This is a genomic window from Microbacterium sp. H83 (assembly GCF_001650405.1).
GTDB lineage: Bacteria > Actinomycetota > Actinomycetes > Actinomycetales > Microbacteriaceae > Microbacterium.
Genome location: NZ_LWCU01000012.1, coordinates 208,559 through 226,072, shown reverse-complemented (window position 1 = coordinate 226,072; position 17,514 = coordinate 208,559). Strand labels below are relative to the sequence as shown.

Genomic DNA, 17,514 nt, shown 5'->3' with positions numbered 1-17,514 from the left:
GTGATGTGGTGTCGTATGAGTTCGGGGTGTCGAATACCGGCAATGTGACGGTGTCGGGTGTGGTGCTCTCGGATGCGGTGCCGGGTGTGGTGGTGTCGGATGTGGTGTGGCCGGTGGCGGGTGCGCCGGGTGTGATCGCTCCGGGGCAGACGGCGACGGCTGTGGGTGAGTATGTGATCACGCAGGCGGATGTGGATGCGGGTCGTGTGGTGAACACGGCGTCGGCGTCGGGTGTGCCGGCGCGGTCGGGGCCGATCTCGGCGGTGTCGCCGGAGAGTGTGGTGGCGACGGAGGCGGCTGCTCCGGTGGTGTCGGTGTCGGATCGTGGTGTGCTGGCTGCGGGGGCGACGGGTCGGGCCGGGGATGTGGTGACGTGGACGTATGTGCTGACGAACCAGGGCAATGTGACCCTGACCGGCGCCGCTCTCTCGGATGCTCTTGCCGGGGCGTCGGCTCCTGCGTATGTGTGGCAGGGTGAGGCGGGTGTGCTGGTTCCGGGGCAGTCCGTGACGGCGACCGCGACGTACGTGCTGACCCAGGCCGACGTCGATGCCGGCAGCGTCACCAGCCTCGTCACCGGAACAGGCACCCCGCCCGCGGGCGCGCCCGCGAGCCGCACAGCGCCCGCCACGGTCTCGCTCGCTCCCGCTCCCGGCCTCGTGTTCGAGAAGACCGGGTCGCTCGACGTGCCCGGCGCGTCCGCCGCCGGCGACGGCGTCACGTTCGACTTCCGCATCGAGAACACCGGAACCGTCAGTCTGACCGACGTGGCCATCGCCGACGAGCTCGTGGGGATCGGCCCCATCACGGTGGACTGGCCCGGTGCGGCCGGCGTCCTCGCACCCGGACAGATCGCCACGGGCACGGCGCCGTACGCGATCAGCCAGGAGGACGTCGATCGCGGCTCCGTGCAGAACACGGCCACCGTGCGCGCCACGACACCGAGCGGTCAGGAGCTGGCGACCAGCTCGACCATCGCTCCGCTGCCGACAGCCGATCACGCTCCCTCGATCCGGACGGTCAAGGGCGGGTCCTACGTCAGCGGCACGGGCGGTGTCGGCAGCATCATCGAGTACAGCTTCGACATCACGAACACCGGGAACGTGACGCTGCGGCTCGTCCGCCTGCAGGACGACCTGGAGGGGCTGGGCACGCCGCAGATCGAGTTCCCCGCGACCACCGGCATCCTGCCCCCGGGCGGCTCGGCGAAGGGCGTCGCCCGATACACCGTCACGCAGGCCGACGTCGACGCCGGGTCGATCACGAACGTCGCCACCTCGTTCGGCACCTCTCCCCGCGGGGTCGTCGTGTCGGACAGCTCGGATCCGTTCACGATCGACACCGACGCCCCGACGAACCCCACGCAGACCATCCGCACGACGCAGACGGCGCAGCTGGCTCCCGGAGACGCGGGAGTCGTGGGCGACGCGATCGACTACACGTTCACGATCCAGAACATCGGGAACACGACCCTCACGGGCGTCAGGCTCACCAACACCGTGGACGGCCTGACGGATCTGGTCTTCGTGTGGCCGGATGCCGCGAACCCCGGCCGTCTGCTGCCGGGCCAGACCGTCACGATCACCGGCTCGCGGCCGGTGAGCCAGGCGGATGTCGACGCCGGCACGGTGCGCAACATCGCCACCGGCACCGGGACACCGCCGACCGGAGCCGATGTGAGCCACCGCACACCGGTCACGGTCGTGCCCCTCGTCGGGGGCACCGGCGCGCTCCAGGTGTCGAAGACCGGCACCGCGCAGGGCGACGGCGGTCTCGGCACCGAGGTCTCCTACGACTTCGTCGTCACGAACACCGGCACCCTGACCCTGTCGTCCGTCGCGCTCTCCGACGCGCTCGACGGTCTGTCGGACATCGCCTACGGGCCGTGGCCCGAGAACGAGGGCGTGCTGGCGCCCGGGCAGTCGGTCGCCGCATCCGCGACCTATTCGGTGCGGCAGGCGGACATCGACGCCGGCGCCGTGCGGAACACCGCGAGCGCGGGCGCGCTGACGCCGGGCGGCGACGCGGTGACCGCCGAGTCGCCCGAGTCCGTCGTGCCCACGATCGGCGCTGCTCCGTCGATCGACGTCGAGAAGACACAGTCCCTCGCGGGCGGCGCGACCGGGCGCCCCGGCGACCGCGTGGAGTACGTCTTCACGATCAGCAACACCGGCAACGTCACCCTCCGCGGCGTCTCCCTCGCCGACGGGCAGCTCGGCCTCGCCGGCCTGCAGATCACGTGGCCGGGCGAGCCTGGTGTGCTCGCGCCGGGTCAGGTGGCCTCCGCGACCGCGTGGTACGAGCTCACGCAGGCGGATGTCGACGCGGGACGCATCGCCTCCGCGGTCGTCGCGACCGGCACCGGCTCCGGAGTCGTCGTGAGCGACGAGGACCCCGGTGAGAACCTGCTCGCCTCGGCCCCTGCGCTCGAGGTCGTGAAGACGGCGGCTCTCACCGGTGCGGCCCAGCAGGGCGGCGGAGTCCGCTACACCGTCGCGGTCACCAACACCGGGAACGTCACGCTCTCGGACGTCGCGGTCGTCGACGAGCTCGCAGGACTCGGGTCGCCGACCGTGGTGTGGCCGGGCACCCCGGGGATCCTGGCCTCGGGCGAGACGGTCACGGTCGCCGCAGACTACGTGATCACCACGGCGGACGTCGCTCGAGGACACATCGACAACGTCGCGAGCGCCACCGGGACGGCCCCGGACGGCACGGTCGTCGGCGCCGAGGACGCGGCGCGCGTCGACGTGCCGAACGAGCCGAGGATCCACCTCGGCATGAGCATCTCGCTCCAGGACGGTCAGCAGGGCTATGCGGGCGACCGCCTCGTCTTCCGGTACACGGCGACCAACATGGGGACGACGACGCTGACCGGCGTCCGGATCGACGACCCGTTCCCCGGACTCTCGGGGCTGACGTACACGTGGCCCGGCGAACCGGGAGTGCTGCTCCCCGGCCAGAGCGTGACGGCCGTCGCCACGGTCGTCATCACGGCGGCGATGGAGGGGACGGTGGTCACCTCGAGGGCCGTGGTGACGAGCGTCGAAGCGGGATCCGGCGTCCCGGTGCTCGATGCGGCCTCCGATGCGCTGACCCTGCCGGACCCGGGGCCGACCGGAATCCTGCCCTTCACGGGAGGCGGCGACGCGCTTCCGCTGGTCGGCGGTTCGACAGTCTTCCTCCTCGCAGGCCTCGTGCTGCTCCTCACCGGACGTCGCCGCCGGTCGACGCGGCCTCAAAACCTCTCCTCCTAGCACTCCGCACTGAAAGGCGACACGATGCAGATCATCCGCACCTCCCGCTCGACCACCGCAGGGCGCCGTCCGGCCGCCACGGGGGTGGTCGCGGCGGGCATCGCCGTGGCCCTCGGGCTCGCCCTCGCCGGCTGCACGGACGGCGGTCCCGAGCCTTCCCCCACTCCCACCGCCACCGAGACGGAGGCGGCCGAGGCGGGCGTCACCGACATCGTGGACACCCCGGGCTCGGGGGAGGGACTCGTCGGCGCACTCGCCGACGCCGAGGTGACCACCTGCGAGCTCAGCGACGATCACTGGGAGGTGGCGGGCACGGTCACGAACTCGAGCGATGCGGCCGCCTCGTACCGCATCTACGTCTCCCTTCTGACAGAGGGCGGCGACACACGCTCGCTGACCCAGGTGAACGTCGACCCGACGGATCCCGGTGCGAGCGCCGAGTGGGCGACGACGGTCGCCGTCCAGGACGAGGCGCTCGACTGCGTGCTCCGGGTCGAGCGCTACGCCTCGTGACTAGCCGCCCGCTCAGCGGGATCCGAGGAAGCGGTCATCACGCGTCGCGCGGTGACCGCTTCACCACGTCGTAGGCGGCGAGCGCGGCGCGCCGGGTCTCGCCGAGGTCGACGATCGGCTCTGTGTGCGCCGTGCTCGCCCACTCGGAGATGTAGAGCCCGTGCGGGTCGAACTTCTTCGCCTGCAGCTCCGGATTGAAGATCCTGAAGTACGGCGCGGCATCGGCTCCGGACCCGGCGACCCACTGCCAGTTGAACGGGTTGTTGGCGCCGTCGGCGTCGACGAGCGTGTCCCAGAACCACTCCTCGCCGCGCCGCCAGTCGATGAGCAGGTTCTTGATGAGGAACGACGCGGTGACCATCCGCACGCGGTTGTGCATGTATCCCGTGTGCCACAGCTCGCGCATCCCGGCGTCCACGAGCGGGATGCCGGTGTTCCCGTGCTGCCAGGCTTCCAGCCGGGACGGATGCAGCCGCGGCCAGGGGAAGGCGTCGAACTCGCGGCGCAGGTTGCGGGTGGCGAGGTCGGGGAAGTGGAAGAGCGTGTGCCAGGCGAATTCGCGCCAGCCGAGCTCCGAGAGGAATCCCGCCGCGCCGTCGGCCTCGACGGCTTCGTGCCACACGGTGAACGGACTCAGCTCGCCCCAGCGCAGCCGCGGCGAGAGCAGGGAGGTCGCGCCCGCCGACGGCTCGTCGCGCGCCCGGTCGTAGGTGGGCAGGTCGTCGCGGAGGAAGTCCCGAAGACGCGCTCGGGCCGCCGGCTCGCCGGGCTCCCAGGTGTCGCGGAGCCCTCCTGCCCAGTCCGGCGTCGTGGGCAGGAGATCCCAGTCGTCGAGATCGTCGGATGCCGGCGGGCGGGAGAGGCCGTCGAGGCTGCGCGGGCTCGGCAGTGGTGCGCGCGGTGCGGGGAGCGCGAGGCAGGCGCGCCAGAACGGCGTGAAGACGGAGAAATGGGTGCCGCTGCCCGTCGTGACCGTCCAGGGCTCGTGCAGGAGGGAGCCGTCGAAGGACGCGACCTCCCGCCCCTCCTCGCGCAGCGCGGTCTTGAGGGCCGCATCGATCTCGCGTTCGGGGCCGCCGTAGCGGCGGTTCCAGAAGACAGCGGCCGCGTCGATCCCGTCCGCCGTCTCGCGCACCACCCGCTCGGCGGGGCCGCGGCGTAGGACGAGGGTGGCGCCGAGCTCGTGGACCCTGTCGCGCAGCGAGGCGAGAGAGTGGTGCAGCCACCAGCGGGCCGCGCCGCCGAGGGGGCGGATGCCGGGGGACTCCTCGTCGAGGACGTAGAGGAGGACGAGCGGCTCGTCCCGGTCGATCGCCGCTCTCAGCGCCGGATTGTCAGCGAGGCGCAGATCGTCGCGGAGCCAGACGAGCGAGGGGGATGCCATGCCCCCATTGTGACCCACCGGACGTTTCCCGCCACGGGGGTTGCGAGAGGGCGGGTCTCTGCGCTCATCGGCGGGGGGAGCCGCGGAAGCGGCGGATGCTCCCGTTCGTCGCCCACAGCGCCCATGCCACGAGCACGGGCTGCAGGAACAGCCGCCCGAAGCGCCGCGCATCCGTGTCGAGTCCCGGGGTCGATCGCTGCGTGCGCCACTGATGCACGTTGCCGGGGAACACCGCGACGAAGAAGGCCGCGGTGGCCCATCCGATCCGCCGGCGCTCGGCGGGAAGGGCGACCAGCCCCGCGGCGAGGGCGATCTCCGCGGCACCGGAGGCGAGGACGATCGCATCCTTGTCGAGATGCGAGAGGCGCGTCGCCCACTCGGGCACCACGACGCGGAAGCCGCGCGTTCCGGTGAAGTGCAGCACGCCGATCGCGCCGAGGGCTGCGGCCAGGATCCACCGTGCGACTGCTCTGCTCATCCGCTCACGCTACCTCGGCGACGACCGCGCCGAGTCCGTTTGGGAGGATGGGCGCATGACCGTGCTCCGCATCAGCATCCTGTTCGTGCTCGCCGCCGTCGCCGAGATCGGCGGCGCGTGGCTGATCTGGCAGGCGGTCAAGGAGAACAGGGGATGGGTGTTCGCCGTGCTGGGGATCATGGCGCTCGGCGCCTACGGGTTCCTCGCGGCGCTGCAGCCCGACGCGAACTTCGGCCGCGTCCTCGCGTCGTACGGCGGTGTCTTCATCGCCGGGTCCCTGGCCTGGGGCATCATCGTGGACGGCTTCAGGCCGACCGTCTGGGACTGGGTCGGGTCGGCGGTCGCCCTCGTCGGGGCGGCGATCATCATCCTCGCGCCGGCGGCCGCGAGCGCCGCGGCCGAGGACGGGGCGTGACGGTCGGTGCGTGCCGCGCATACGAGTAGCCTGGATGCAGACCCAGATGGAGTGTTCCGTGCCTGAAAATGCCCAGCCGAAAGACGGCTTCGCCCTGTTCTCCGACCGAAACGTCGTCGCGATGCGCGTCAACGGCGACCTCAAGGATCTCGCCGCGACCGTCACGGACGCCGACGAGGTCGAGCCGGTCACGATCGACAGCCCCGACGGCCTGAACATCCTCCGCCACTCGGCGGCGCACGTTCTGGCGCAGGCCGTGCAGCGGATCAACCCGCAGGCGAACCTCGGCATCGGCCCGCCCATCACCGACGGCTTCTACTACGACTTCGGCGTCGACACCCCGTTCACGCCCGAGGACATCAAGGCCATCACCAAGGAGATGCAGCGCATCGTCCGCGAGGGTCAGCGCTTCGTCCGTCGCGTGGTCACGGACGACGAGGCGCGCGCCGAACTCGCCGACGAGCCGTTCAAGCTCGAGCTCATCGGCCTCAAGGGCGGCAAGGAGGCGGCCGAGGGAGCCTCGGTCGAGGTCGGTGAGGGCGAGCTCACGATCTACGACAACACCACCCGCGACGGCGAGGTGGTCTGGAAGGACCTCTGCCGCGGCCCGCACCTGCCGAACACCCGCATGATCGGCAACGGCTGGGACCTCACCCGCATCGCCGCGGCCTACTGGCGCGGCAGCGAGAAGAACCCGCAGCTGCAGCGCATCTACGGCACCGCGTGGCCGTCGAAGGACGAGCTGCGCGAGTACCAGCACCGGCTCGAGGAGGCCGCGAAGCGCGATCACCGTCGGCTCGGCAAGGAGCTCGACCTGTTCTCGTTCCCCGAGGAGATCGGCTCCGGGCTCTCGGTATGGCACCCGCGCGGCGGCGTGGTCCGCGGGGAGATGGAGCAGCACGCGCGCAGGCGCCACATCGAGGGCGGCTACACCTACGTGTACACGCCGCACATCTCGAAGGAGGACCTCTTCCTGACCTCGAACCACCTCGTCACGTACAAAGAGGGCATGTACCCGCCGATCGTCATGGACGAGGAGCGCGACGACGAGGGCAACATCACCAAGCAGGGCCAGGACTACTACCTGAAGCCGATGAACTGCCCGATGCACATCCTCATCTACAAGGAGCGCGCGCGCAGCTATCGAGACCTGCCGCTGCGCTTCGCCGAGAACGGCACGGTCTACCGCAACGAGCTCTCCGGCGCGCTGCACGGTCTGACCCGCGTGCGCGGATTCACCCAGGACGACTCGCACCTCTTCGTCACCCCCGACCAGCTCGAGGGCGAGGTCGCGAAGGTGCTGGAGTTCATCCTCTCGATGCTCCGCGATTTCGGCCTCACCGACTTCGAGCTCGAGCTCTCGATGAAGGACGACGAGAAGTCGAAGTGGATCGGCTCGGACGAGTTCTGGGAGTCCTCGACGGATGCCCTGCGGCGCGTCGCCGTGGCATCCGGTCTGAAGCTCACCGAGGTGCCCGGAGAGGCCGCGTTCTACGGCCCGAAGATCGACCTCAAGACCCGTGATGCGATCGGACGCACCTGGCAGCTCTCGACCGTGCAGGTCGATCCGAATCTGCCCGAGCGCTTCGACCTCGAGTTCATGGACAAGGACGGGCAGAAGAAGCGTCCGATCATGATCCACCGCGCGCTGTTCGGCTCGATCGAGCGGTTCTTCGCGATCCTGCTCGAGCACTACGCCGGCGACTTCCCCGTGTGGCTGTCCCCGGTGCAGGTCGTGGGCATTCCGGTCGCCGACGACTTCGCCGACTACCTCGGCGAGGTCGTCGACACGCTGCGTTCACAGGGCGTGCGGGCCGAGCTCGACACATCCGACGACCGGATGCAGAAGAAGATCCGCACGCACACGACGGGCAAGGTCCCGCTGCTGCTCATCGCGGGGGAGAAGGACCGCGATGCGGGCACCGTCTCGTTCCGGTATCGCGACGGCACCCAGGAGAACGGCGTGCCGATCGCCGACGCCGTGGCTCGCATCCGCGCGGCCATCGACTCCCACGCGCTCGTGCAGACGGCGGGGGACCTGGCGTGACCGACGAGCACTCCTCCGTCGAGGACGCCGGCCTCCTGGTCGGCGTCCCCGACGAGTTCCAGCGGCTGTGGACCCCGCATCGGATGGCGTACATCCAGGCCGGTCCCGAGCCGCTGCGGGAGGAGTGCCCGTTCTGCGAGGCGCCGAAGTACCCGGATGCCGAGCGGCTCATCGTCGCTCGCGGCGAGACGGCGTTCGTCGTGCTGAACCTCTTCCCGTACAACTCGGGCCACCTGCTCGTCTGCCCGTACCGCCACATCGCGACCTACGACCAGGCGACGCCGGAGGAGGTGGCCGAGATCGGCGCGCTCACCCAGATCGGCATGCGGGTGCTGCGCGAGGTCTCGCGGTGCGACGGCTTCAACCTCGGCATGAATCAGGGCGCCGTCGCCGGAGCCGGCGTCGATGCGCACCTGCACCAGCACATCGTTCCGCGATGGAAGTCGGACGCCAACTTCTTCCCGATCATCGCCAAGACCAAGGCGCTGCCGCAGCTCCTCGGCGAAGTCCGCGAGGCCGTCGCCGAGGCGTGGCCCCGCTCCGAGGACTGATCGCCCCGCTCAGCGCACCTGTCGCGCGGTGAACTGCATCCGAGGGTTCGCGTAGAACTCCTGCGCCTCGATGAGCTGCAGCTCGCGCTCGCCCGATTCCAGCGTCAGCGACAGCAGGTCGAAGACGCTCGACGCGGTGCGCTCGAGCGCCGTGCGGGCGTCGCCCGTCGCGACGTAGTGCGCCGTGAAGAGCGCCGCGGTGACGTCGCCCGATCCGTTGGCCTTCATCGGAAGCCGCGGGGTCTGCACGATCCACGCCCCGGACGGGTCGGCGACGAGCATCTCGATCGTGCCCTCCTCGCGGTCCGGCCGCTCGACGCTGGTGACCAGCACGGTGCGGGGACCCATCGCCATGGCGAGGTCGACGGAAGCCAGCGTCGTCTCGAGCGTGTCGGGCTCGGTGTCGGTGAGGAAGCCCAGCTCGAACTGGTTCGGCGTGATGATGTCGGCGACGGGCACCACGCGCTCGCGGAGCAGCACGGGGATCGCCGGGGCGACGAAGCATCCCGACTTGGCGTTGCCCATGACCGGGTCGCACGCGTAGACCGCATCGGGGTTGGCCGCCTTCACGCGCGCGACGGCGTCGATGATGACGTCGCCGATGCCCTCGCCGCCCTGATAGCCGCTCAGCACGGCATCGATCTCCCCGAAGACCCCGCGTTCCTCGATGCCCGTGATGACCTCGCGCACGTCGTCCGGCGCGATGAGCGGCCCGCGCCACGACCCGTATCCGGTGTGGTTCGAGAAGGTCACCGTGTAGACCGGGAGGACCTCGACGCCGATGCGCTGCAGCGGGAAGACGGCGGCGGAGTTGCCGACGTGTCCGTAGGCGACGGCGGACTGGATGGAGAGGACCTTCATTCCCCGATCCTTTCGTTCGGAGCGGGCGTGGTCCCGCTGTGGGTGGTCATCGCACGGCCGCGACGAGGTCGGCGATCAGCGTGTCCGCATCCTCGTCGGTGAGGTCGTGCACGGTGAGGCGCAGATGGTGGGAGGGGTCGGCTCGTTCGTCGAGGGCGAAGTCGTCGCCGGTCCGCGCCAGCCAGCCCCGACGCATGAGCCTCTCCGCGACGTGGCGCGCAGGACGGGGCAGTTCGAGCCAGAGGCTGAGGCCGTCGGGGGTGGGGGAGTCGAGACCGTGAGCGCGCAGTCGATCGGCGAACGCGGCGTTCCGGCGGGCGTAGTGCGCGCGGGCGTCGTCGATCTGCGACAGCACGACGGGGTCGGTCAGCTGCGTCAGCGTGAGCCGCTGGAGCAGGTGGCTGACCCACGTCGTGCCCGGGCTCAGCCGCATCGCGAGACGCTCGGCGGTCGTGGCGTCGGTGGCGGCGATCGCGAGGCACATGTCGGGGCCGAGGAACTTGGACACCGAGCGCACGAGCGCGAAACGGCGATGAGCGGGCCCGATGAGCGACTCGTACGACCTCTGCGAGAGCATCGAGAAGTGGTCGTCCTCGATGATGAGCACGTAGGGGTGATCCGCGAGGACCGCACGCAGCTCCGCGGCCCGCGTCGCGGTGAGACTGGCGCCCGTCGGGTTCTGGGCTCTCGGCGTGCAGATCACGGCGCGGACGCCGGCGTCCAGTGCGGCGCGCAGACCCGCCACCGTCATGCCCTCGGCGTCGACGGGAACCGGCACGGCACGGTAACCGCCGAGACGGACGGTGTGGATGCTGGCCAGGAAACAGGGGTCCTCGAGCGCGACGGCGTCGTCGCGCATGAGCGCCTGGGCCAGCAGGCGCTCGACGGCGTCGACCGCGCCGCTGGTCACCGTGATGCGGAAGTCGGCGTCCGCGAGGTCTGCGGCGACCCATTCGCGGGCCCAGCGATCGAGACCGCGGTCGATCACCGGCTCGCCGTAGAGCACCGGGCGACCCGCGACGGTCGCGAGCGCTGCCGACGGGTCGGGGATCAGACGGGGGTCGGGGTTGCCGGTGCCGACGTCGCGCAGCACGGTGTCGGCCGCGTACCCCTCCTGTGCCACGGACTCGAGGCCGGCGACGACGGTGCCGGCGCGGCCGCGCGAGACGACGAGTCCTGCCTGCGCGAGCTGGCGGTACGCCGCGACCGCGGTGTTGCGATTCACCCCGAGCGTCGCCGCGAGCTCCCGTACGGGCGGAAGCGCGCTGCCCGCCTGGAGGACGCCGCGGTCGCGGAGGTCGCGGACGCTGTCGGCGATGTCCGCTGCGGTGGTTCCGGTGATCTGGTCGGTCATGGTCCTCTGCACCGATTCTAGGTCGTCGCGGACAGTGCTACTGTTTGGCATAGATCAAAGAGATCGTTGTCCGATCTCGCACACGCTCACCCGACAGGAGCCCGCATGTCCGCACAGCCCATCACCGGATCCCCCCGCGTCAAGCGCGGTCTCGCGGAGATGCTCAAGGGAGGCGTCATCATGGACGTCGTCACCGCCGAGCAGGCGCGGATCGCCGAGGACGCGGGCGCCGTCGCCGTGATGGCTCTCGAGCGGGTGCCCGCCGACATCCGCGCGCAGGGAGGCGTGTCGCGGATGAGCGACCCCGACATGATCGACAGCATCATCGACGCGGTGTCGATCCCCGTGATGGCCAAGGCGCGCATCGGCCACTTCGTCGAGGCTCAGGTGCTGCAGGAGCTGGGCGTCGACTACATCGACGAGTCCGAGGTCCTCTCGCCGGCCGACTACGTCAACCACATCGACAAGTACGGGTTCACAGTCCCCTTCGTGTGCGGGGCGACCAACCTCGGCGAGGCGCTCCGACGCATCAACGAGGGGGCGGCGATGATCCGCTCCAAGGGCGAGGCCGGCACCGGCGACGTCTCGGAGGCGATGAAGCACATCCGGAAGATCCGCGGCGAGATCGCGGCGCTCACGGCGCTGCCCAAGGACGAGCTGTTCGTCGCCGCGAAGGAGCTGCAGGCGCCCTACGAGCTCGTGGCCGAGATCGCCGAGACCGGGAAGCTCCCGGTCGTGCTGTTCGTCGCGGGCGGGGTCGCGACCCCTGCGGATGCCGCGATGATGATGCAGCTCGGCGCCGACGGCGTCTTCGTCGGGTCGGGCATCTTCAAGTCCGGCAACCCGGCCGAGCGGGCGAAGGCGATCGTCAAGGCGACCACGTTCTTCGACGACGCCGCCGTCATCGCCGAGGTCTCGCGCGGGCTCGGCGAGGCGATGGTCGGGATCAACGTCTCCGACCTGCCCGCTCCGCACCGCCTCGCCGAGCGTGGCTGGTAGCCCCCGGGTCGGCGTCCTCGCGCTGCAGGGCGACGTGCGCGAGCATGTCGCCCTGCTCTCGGGACTCGGCGCCGAGGTCGCGCTGGTCCGACGGCCCGAGGAGCTCGCCGCGGTGCACGGCCTCGTGCTGCCCGGGGGAGAGTCGAGCGTGATCGACAAGCTCTCGCGCTCCTTCGGCATGCAGACGCCGGTCCGCGAGGCGATCGCCGGCGGCCTCCCCGTCTACGGCACGTGCGCGGGGCTCATCCTCCTCGCGGACGAGGTGCTCGACGGCATCCGCGGCCAGGAGTCGTTCGGCGGCCTCGACGTCGCCGTGCGACGGAACGCGTTCGGACGTCAGACCGAGTCCTTCGAGACCGAGCTCGCGATCGCCGCCCTCGGGGAGCCGCCCGTGCGGGCGACCTTCATCCGCGCACCGATCGTCGAACGCGCGGGGGAGCGCGTCGAGGTGCTCGCAACCCTGGCGGACGGCGGCATCGTCGCGGTCGAGCAGGGCCGCCTGCTCGGGACGAGCTTCCATCCCGAGGTCGACGGCGAGACCCGCTTCCACCAGCGGTTCCTCGCCCACGTCCGTGCCTTCGCCGCCGAGGCGGCCTAACCCGCGGATGACACCAGCGAGCGGATCGCGGCGACGGTGCGCTCGACGTCATCCGGGGTCGTCGCCCAGGACGACATCGAGCATCGCAGGGTCGCGCGGCCTCGCCATTCGGCGCCCGTGACGGCGGCCGTCCCCTCGGTCAGGATCGCCTCGCCGAGCGCTCGGGTCGCGTCGTCGGAGGCCAGCCGGAACATGACCTGGGTGTAGTCGACGTCGTTCACGACCTCGACCCCCGGCACGGACGACAATCCGGATGCCATGGCGACGGCGTTCGCGTGCAGTCGGTCCAGGAGTGCGGCGACGCCCGAGCGGCCCAGACCGCGCAGGGCCGCCCACGCCGGCACCCCCCGGGCGCGTCGGGACAGCTCGGGGGTGACGTCCCAGGGATCGAGGCCCGTGTACATGAGGTAGTCGCCGCCGGTGCGGAACGCGGCGATCGAGTCGGCCGGGTCGCGCACGATCGCCATGCCGCAGTCGTAGGGCACGTTGAGGGTCTTGTGCGCATCGGTCGCCCACGAGTCGGCGTCGGCCATCCCGGCGCAGAGCCGGGCGAGGCGCGGAGACGCCGCGGCCCAGAGCCCGAACGCGCCGTCCACGTGCACCCAGGCGCCGTGCTCCCTGGCTATCGGAAGGAGAGCGGCGAAGTCGTCGAACGCTCCGGTGTGCACCTCGCCGGCCTGCAGGCACACGATGAGCGGTCCCGATCCCGCGTCGAGTTCCGCGCTCAGGGTGTCCGGCCGCATCCGACCGTGATCGTCGGACTCTACGACGGTCATCTCCGCGCGTCCGATCCCGAGGAATCGGGCGGCGCGGTCGATCGAGCCGTGGCGGTCAGCGCCGACGACGAACCGCACGGCGGGGGAGCCGCGCAGCCCGCGGTCCGTCAGGTCCCATCCGGCCCGCGCGAGCACGGCGTTGCGGCCGGCCGCGAGGCACGTGAAGTTCGCCATCTGACCGCCGGTGACGAACCCGACGCTCGCGGTCGCCGGCAGACCGAGCAGCTCCAGCATCCATCGTCCTGCGATCCTCTCCAGCGCGACGGTGGCGGGTGTGAGCCGCGACGAGCCGGAGTTCTGATCCCACGCCGACACCAGCCAGTCGGCGGCGAGGGCGGCGGGATGGGTCGCGCCGATGACGAAGCCGAAGAAGCGTCCGCCGGGGATCGCGACGAGTCCCGGGTCGGCTCTCGTCCCCATCTCGTCGATCACGGACGCCGCGTCGGTCCCGTCGTCCGGGAGGGCGTCGCCGAAGGCGTCCAGCATGTCGTCGAGGCTCGCGCGCGGCCACACGGGCCGGTCGTCGATCGAGGCCAGGAATCCGGTCGCCGCCCGGTGAGCGGCCGCGAGCCCGCGGGCTCTGTCGTCCAGCGCACTGTCATCCATGCGTCCAGGCCTACACCCGCGTCGACGACGGCACCAGAGGCGGTGCCGGCGCTCGGCACCGGGCGCGAGCGCGGGGATTCGATAGAATGGACGACGCGCTGGGCGCGAGCCCCGAGCAGATCGACGAGCGGAGACTTATGTCCGGGCATTCCAAGTGGGCCACGACCAAGCACAAGAAGGCCGTCATCGACGCGCGCCGTGCCAAGTCCTGGGCCAAGCTCATCAAGAACATCGAGGTCGCGGCGAAGCTCGGCGGCGCCGACCTGGCGGGCAACCCGACGCTGTTCGACGCCGTGCAGAAGGCGAAGAAGACCTCCGTCCCGAAGGACAACATCGACCGCGCGGTGAAGCGCGGGGCGGGCATCGGCGGCGAGGCCGTCGAGTACACCTCGATCATGTACGAGGGGTACGGCCCGAACGGCGTGGCCCTCATGATCGAGTGTCTGACCGACAACAAGAACCGTGCCGCCGCCGAGGTGCGCACGGCGCTCAGCCGCAACGGCGGCACCCTCGCCGACCCCGGCAGCGTGGCCTACAACTTCAGCCGCAAGGGCGTCATCGTCGTCGGATCCGAGGGCACGACCGAGGACGACGTGATGATGGCCGCGCTCGAGGCGGGGGCCGAGGAGATCGAGCCGCACGCCGAGGGCTTCGAGATCGTGACCGAGGCGTCGGATCTCGTCGCCGTCCGCAGCGCGCTGCAGGATGCCGGGATCGACTACGAGTCGGCGGACGTCGAGTTCGTCCCGAACCTCAAGGTCGAGATCGACGCCGACACGGCTCGCAAGATCTTCCGCCTGATCGACGCCCTCGAGGACAGCGAGGACGTGCAGAACGTCTTCACGAACTTCGACCTCACTGCCGAGGTGCAGGCGGAGCTCGAGAACGACGACGCGTAGGCGCGCCGGACGACCGACGGTCGACGACGCCCATAGCCTGGAGGAGTGACCTCCTCCTCGCTCCGCGTGCTCGGAATCGACCCCGGCCTCACGCGCTGCGGCGTCGGCATCGTCGACGTCGACAGGTCCCGTCGCGGCACGCTCGTGCACGTCGGCGTGATCCGGTCGGCGCCCGACCTGCCCATCGGAGAGCGCCTCGCGATCGTGGCCGCGGGGATCCGCGAGGTGATCGGGACGCATCGGCCGGACGCGGTCGCGGTCGAGCGCGTGTTCGCCCAGCAGAACAGCCACACCGTCATGGGCACGGCGCAGGCCAGCGGCGTCGCCCTCCTCCTGGCCGCGGAGTCCGGACTGCCCGCCGCCACGCACACCCCGAGCGAGGTCAAGGCGGCGGTCACCGGGTACGGATCGGCGGACAAGAAGCAGGTGCAGTCGATGATCGCCCGGATCCTGCGCCTCGAGGCGCCGCCGCAGCCGGCGGACGCCGCCGACGCGCTCGCGATCGCGCTCTGCCACGCCTGGCGGCGCGGTGCGGCGAGCCCGACCGGTCAGGATGCGCTGACTCCCGCGCAACGGGCGTGGGCCGATGCGGAGCGTGTCGCTCGAACATACCTACGACCCGGCGCGTAGGCTCGGAGGATGATCTCCTCGCTGCACGGCACGGTCCTGCACTCGTCGTCCGATCAGGTCGTCGTCGATGTGGGCGGGGTCGGGTTCGCCGTCGCCGTGCCCGGCGACGTCGCGCACACCGCCACGGTCGGCGAGCGGCTGATGCTCCACACGAGCCTCATCGTGCGGGAGGACGCCCTCTCGCTCTACGGCTTCGCGGACCGCAGCGAGCTCGAGATCTTCGGCCTGCTGATCAGTGTGACCGGCGTCGGCCCGAAGTCGGCCCTCGGAGTGCTGTCGCACCTCACGGTCGATCAGATCGCCGAGGCGGTCACGGCGGAGGACGACGCACCCTTCCGTCGGGTCTCCGGCATCGGACCGAAGACCGCGAAGCTCATCGTCGTGCAGCTCGCGGGCAAGGTGCATCCCGTCGCGGTCGCCGCGAAGCCCTCGGCGGGCGCGGCGTCCAGCGTCGTCGATCAGGTGACGGCCGCGCTGGTGGGCCTCGGCTGGTCCGAGAAGGTCGCCGCGGAGGCGGCCGCTCAGACGGCGGCCGACGCCTCCGAGGCGGAGCGCTCCGCCGTGGCGCCTCTGCTGCGTCGCACACTGGCGATGCTGGGGCCGGCGCGTGTCTGACGCCCGCGACGCGACGGAGCCGGCGGACGAGACCGAGCTCGCGATCGAGGGCGCCCTGCGTCCCACGAGCCTCGGCGAGTTCGTGGGCCAGCAGAAGGTCCGCGGCCAGCTGCAGCTGCTGCTCGACGCGGCACGCATCCAGAACCGCTCTCCCGACCACATCCTCCTCGCGGGCCCTCCGGGACTCGGCAAGACCACGCTCGCGATGATCGTCGCGCACGAGAGCGAGCGTCCGCTGCGGATGTCGAGCGGACCCGCGATCCAGCACGCGGGCGACCTCGCCGCGCTGCTGTCGAGTCTGCTGCCCGGCGAGGTGCTGTTCATCGACGAGATCCACCGCATGGCGCGGTCGGCGGAGGAGATGCTCTATCTCGCGATGGAGGATTTCCGCATCGACATCATGGTGGGCAAGGGCGCAGGAGCCACCAGCATCCCGCTGGAGCTGGCGCCGTTCACCCTCGTCGGCGCCACGACCCGCTCCGGTCTGCTCCCGAACCCGCTCCGCGACCGCTTCGGATTCACCGGGCACCTCGAGTTCTACGAGGAGTCCGAGCTCGAGCGCGTCATCGCGCGGTCTGCTCTGGTGCTCGGCGTGGGCCTGCCGGACGACTCGCTGTCGGAGATCGCCCGGCGCTCCCGCGGCACGCCTCGCATCGCGAACCGTCTGCTGCGTCGAGTGCGGGATTACGCGCTCGTGCACGGCGGCGGCTCCGCATCGCTGCACGACGTGAACGCCGCCCTCGACCTCTACGACGTCGACCCCATCGGTCTCGACCGTCTCGACCGAGCGGTGCTGGAGGCCCTCGTGCGCCGCTTCCGCGGGGGACCCGTCGGTCTCAGCACGCTCGCCGTCGCCGTCGGCGAGGAGGCGGAGACCGTCGAGAGCGTCGTGGAGCCGTATCTCGTGCGCATCGGGTTCCTCGGACGCACGCCGCGAGGGCGGATCGCGATGCCGGAGGCGTACGCCCATCTGGGCATGGCGCACCCGGACGGGGTGCTTCGCCTCGATGACCTATAATCGCTGAAGACTTCCCCCGATAGAACTGTGCGCCCGGTCCCTGGTGCGCGCACCTGAGAAAGGCCCACTGCCACCATGCCCATGGAAATCCTGCTCTTCGGCCTTCTCGCCGTCCTCGTCGTCTTCATGTTCGTCAACGGACGCAAGCGCCAGAAGCAGATGAAGGCGGAGCAGGAGGAGAAGGCGACGAAGACCGTCCCCGGAGTGAAGGTCCTCCTGCAGGGCGGCATCTACGGAACCATCGTGGCCTACGACCACGACGACCTCGACTCGCCCGCGCTCGTCGAGATCGCGCCCGGCACCGTCATCGAGGTGCACAGCCAGGCGATCCTGCGCATCGTGGAGCCGAAGGACGTCGTGGACGACGAGGTCGTCGCGGCCGACGTCGTCGCAGAGGACGCGCCCGTCGTCGACGAGGCGCCCGCCGCGCTCGAGACCCCCGAGGAGACGCGTCGCCGCCTCGAGCGCGACGCCGACGACAAGTAAACCCGTCCGGCAGCACGGCGCTGCCCT

The 17,514-nt window shown here is 70.8% G+C and carries 17 protein-coding genes; 12 read left to right on the top strand and 5 right to left on the bottom strand.

All coding sequences use genetic code 11. The features are described from left to right. Both A4X16_RS07080 and A4X16_RS07075 read left to right on the top strand, forming a co-directional pair. Positions 1 to 3,257, top strand: a 3,257-nt coding sequence (locus tag A4X16_RS07080) for a beta strand repeat-containing protein (protein WP_442922904.1), incomplete at its 5' end; no start/stop codon positions are given. 24 nt (positions 3,258 to 3,281) lie between these two features. Further along, positions 3,282 to 3,770: a hypothetical protein gene (locus A4X16_RS07075; protein WP_197491792.1), complete on the top strand. Its 489-nt coding sequence runs from the start codon at positions 3,282 to 3,284 to the stop codon at positions 3,768 to 3,770. A 37-nt stretch (positions 3,771 to 3,807) separates the two neighbouring features. Here A4X16_RS07075 and A4X16_RS07070 read toward each other — a convergent pair whose 3' ends face one another. Then, the gene (locus tag A4X16_RS07070) at positions 3,808 to 5,154 is read right to left on the bottom strand and encodes a cryptochrome/photolyase family protein (RefSeq protein WP_067118427.1); all 1,347 of its coding nucleotides are present in this window, start codon (positions 5,152 to 5,154) and stop codon (positions 3,808 to 3,810) included. Positions 5,155 to 5,218: 64 nt separating this feature from the next. Beyond that, positions 5,219 to 5,632, bottom strand: coding sequence for a DoxX family protein (locus A4X16_RS07065; protein WP_067118425.1), 414 nt, complete (start codon positions 5,630 to 5,632; stop codon positions 5,219 to 5,221). 55 nt (positions 5,633 to 5,687) lie between these two features. Between A4X16_RS07065 and A4X16_RS07060 the strand changes: the two genes are divergently transcribed. From A4X16_RS07060 to A4X16_RS07050, 3 genes are all read left to right on the top strand, one after another. Further along, the gene (locus tag A4X16_RS07060) at positions 5,688 to 6,047 is read left to right on the top strand and encodes a YnfA family protein (RefSeq protein WP_067118422.1); all 360 of its coding nucleotides are present in this window, start codon (positions 5,688 to 5,690) and stop codon (positions 6,045 to 6,047) included. A gap of 121 nt (positions 6,048 to 6,168) precedes the next feature. Beyond that, the gene (gene thrS / locus A4X16_RS07055) at positions 6,169 to 8,094 is read left to right on the top strand and encodes a threonine--tRNA ligase (protein ID WP_231880295.1); all 1,926 of its coding nucleotides are present in this window, start codon (positions 6,169 to 6,171) and stop codon (positions 8,092 to 8,094) included. Further along, positions 8,091 to 8,645 (top strand): HIT family protein, encoded by a 555-nt coding sequence (locus A4X16_RS07050; RefSeq protein ID WP_067118417.1) that lies wholly within the window; start codon positions 8,091 to 8,093, stop codon positions 8,643 to 8,645. Before thrS ends, A4X16_RS07050 begins: the two co-directional genes overlap by 4 nt. A 9-nt stretch (positions 8,646 to 8,654) precedes the next feature. On the opposite strand, the gene pdxY is transcribed toward A4X16_RS07050, so the two are convergent. Then, the gene (pdxY, locus tag A4X16_RS07045; RefSeq protein ID WP_067118414.1) at positions 8,655 to 9,506 is read right to left on the bottom strand and encodes a pyridoxal kinase PdxY; all 852 of its coding nucleotides are present in this window, start codon (positions 9,504 to 9,506) and stop codon (positions 8,655 to 8,657) included. A gap of 46 nt (positions 9,507 to 9,552) precedes the next feature. Beyond that, complete coding sequence (locus A4X16_RS07040; RefSeq protein ID WP_067118411.1) at positions 9,553 to 10,860, bottom strand: aminotransferase class I/II-fold pyridoxal phosphate-dependent enzyme; 1,308 nt, start codon at positions 10,858 to 10,860, stop codon at positions 9,553 to 9,555. 105 nt (positions 10,861 to 10,965) lie between these two features. On the opposite strand from A4X16_RS07040, the gene pdxS reads away from it, so the two are divergent. Together pdxS and pdxT are read left to right on the top strand one after the other, a co-directional pair. Next, positions 10,966 to 11,859 carry a pyridoxal 5'-phosphate synthase lyase subunit PdxS gene (gene pdxS, locus A4X16_RS07035; RefSeq protein ID WP_067118408.1) on the top strand — a complete coding sequence of 298 codons (894 nt, stop codon included), beginning with the start codon at positions 10,966 to 10,968 and terminating at the stop codon, positions 11,857 to 11,859. Then, the gene (gene pdxT / locus A4X16_RS07030; RefSeq protein ID WP_067118405.1) at positions 11,849 to 12,457 is read left to right on the top strand and encodes a pyridoxal 5'-phosphate synthase glutaminase subunit PdxT; all 609 of its coding nucleotides are present in this window, start codon (positions 11,849 to 11,851) and stop codon (positions 12,455 to 12,457) included. The genes pdxS and pdxT overlap by 11 nt, the downstream gene beginning before the upstream one ends. Here pdxT and A4X16_RS07025 read toward each other — a convergent pair. Beyond that, entirely contained in the window at positions 12,454 to 13,839 is a 1,386-nt protein-coding gene (locus A4X16_RS07025) for a pyridoxal phosphate-dependent decarboxylase family protein (RefSeq protein ID WP_067118402.1), read from the bottom strand. The genes pdxT and A4X16_RS07025 overlap by 4 nt on opposite strands. A gap of 137 nt (positions 13,840 to 13,976) precedes the next feature. On the opposite strand from A4X16_RS07025, the gene A4X16_RS07020 reads away from it, so the two are divergent. The 5 genes from A4X16_RS07020 to A4X16_RS07000 all read left to right on the top strand — a co-directional run bounded on the left by A4X16_RS07020 (position 13,977) and on the right by A4X16_RS07000 (position 17,487). Beyond that, on the top strand, positions 13,977 to 14,738 hold the full coding sequence (locus A4X16_RS07020; protein WP_067118494.1) for a YebC/PmpR family DNA-binding transcriptional regulator: 762 nt from the start codon (positions 13,977 to 13,979) through the stop codon (positions 14,736 to 14,738). 45 nt (positions 14,739 to 14,783) lie between these two features. Then, on the top strand, positions 14,784 to 15,368 hold the full coding sequence (gene ruvC, locus A4X16_RS07015; protein WP_067118399.1) for a crossover junction endodeoxyribonuclease RuvC: 585 nt from the start codon (positions 14,784 to 14,786) through the stop codon (positions 15,366 to 15,368). 9 nt (positions 15,369 to 15,377) lie between these two features. After that, on the top strand, positions 15,378 to 15,983 hold the full coding sequence (gene ruvA, locus A4X16_RS07010; RefSeq protein WP_067118396.1) for a Holliday junction branch migration protein RuvA: 606 nt from the start codon (positions 15,378 to 15,380) through the stop codon (positions 15,981 to 15,983). Continuing rightward, positions 15,976 to 17,001 (top strand): Holliday junction branch migration DNA helicase RuvB, encoded by a 1,026-nt coding sequence (gene ruvB, locus A4X16_RS07005; RefSeq protein ID WP_067118393.1) that lies wholly within the window; start codon positions 15,976 to 15,978, stop codon positions 16,999 to 17,001. The genes ruvA and ruvB overlap by 8 nt, the downstream gene beginning before the upstream one ends. A gap of 75 nt (positions 17,002 to 17,076) precedes the next feature. Continuing rightward, entirely contained in the window at positions 17,077 to 17,487 is a 411-nt protein-coding gene (locus tag A4X16_RS07000; protein ID WP_331709744.1) for a preprotein translocase subunit YajC, read from the top strand. Positions 17,488 to 17,514: the final 27 nt, after the last annotated feature.

Coding starts and splice junctions, on each gene's coding strand:
- pdxS (WP_067118408.1), top strand. CDS start 10,966: ATGTCCGCACAGCCCATCACCGGATCCCCCCGCGTCAAGCGCGGTCTC.
- ruvA (WP_067118396.1), top strand. CDS start 15,378: ATGATCTCCTCGCTGCACGGCACGGTCCTGCACTCGTCGTCCGATCAG.
- A4X16_RS07025 (WP_067118402.1), bottom strand. CDS start 13,839: ATGGATGACAGTGCGCTGGACGACAGAGCCCGCGGGCTCGCGGCCGCT.
- A4X16_RS07000 (WP_331709744.1), top strand. CDS start 17,077: ATGCCCATGGAAATCCTGCTCTTCGGCCTTCTCGCCGTCCTCGTCGTC.
- A4X16_RS07020 (WP_067118494.1), top strand. CDS start 13,977: ATGTCCGGGCATTCCAAGTGGGCCACGACCAAGCACAAGAAGGCCGTC.
- A4X16_RS07070 (WP_067118427.1), bottom strand. CDS start 5,154: ATGGCATCCCCCTCGCTCGTCTGGCTCCGCGACGATCTGCGCCTCGCT.
- A4X16_RS07075 (WP_197491792.1), top strand. CDS start 3,282: ATGCAGATCATCCGCACCTCCCGCTCGACCACCGCAGGGCGCCGTCCG.
- A4X16_RS07065 (WP_067118425.1), bottom strand. CDS start 5,632: ATGAGCAGAGCAGTCGCACGGTGGATCCTGGCCGCAGCCCTCGGCGCG.
- A4X16_RS07060 (WP_067118422.1), top strand. CDS start 5,688: ATGACCGTGCTCCGCATCAGCATCCTGTTCGTGCTCGCCGCCGTCGCC.
- A4X16_RS07040 (WP_067118411.1), bottom strand. CDS start 10,860: ATGACCGACCAGATCACCGGAACCACCGCAGCGGACATCGCCGACAGC.
- pdxY (WP_067118414.1), bottom strand. CDS start 9,506: ATGAAGGTCCTCTCCATCCAGTCCGCCGTCGCCTACGGACACGTCGGC.
- thrS (WP_231880295.1), top strand. CDS start 6,169: ATGCGCGTCAACGGCGACCTCAAGGATCTCGCCGCGACCGTCACGGAC.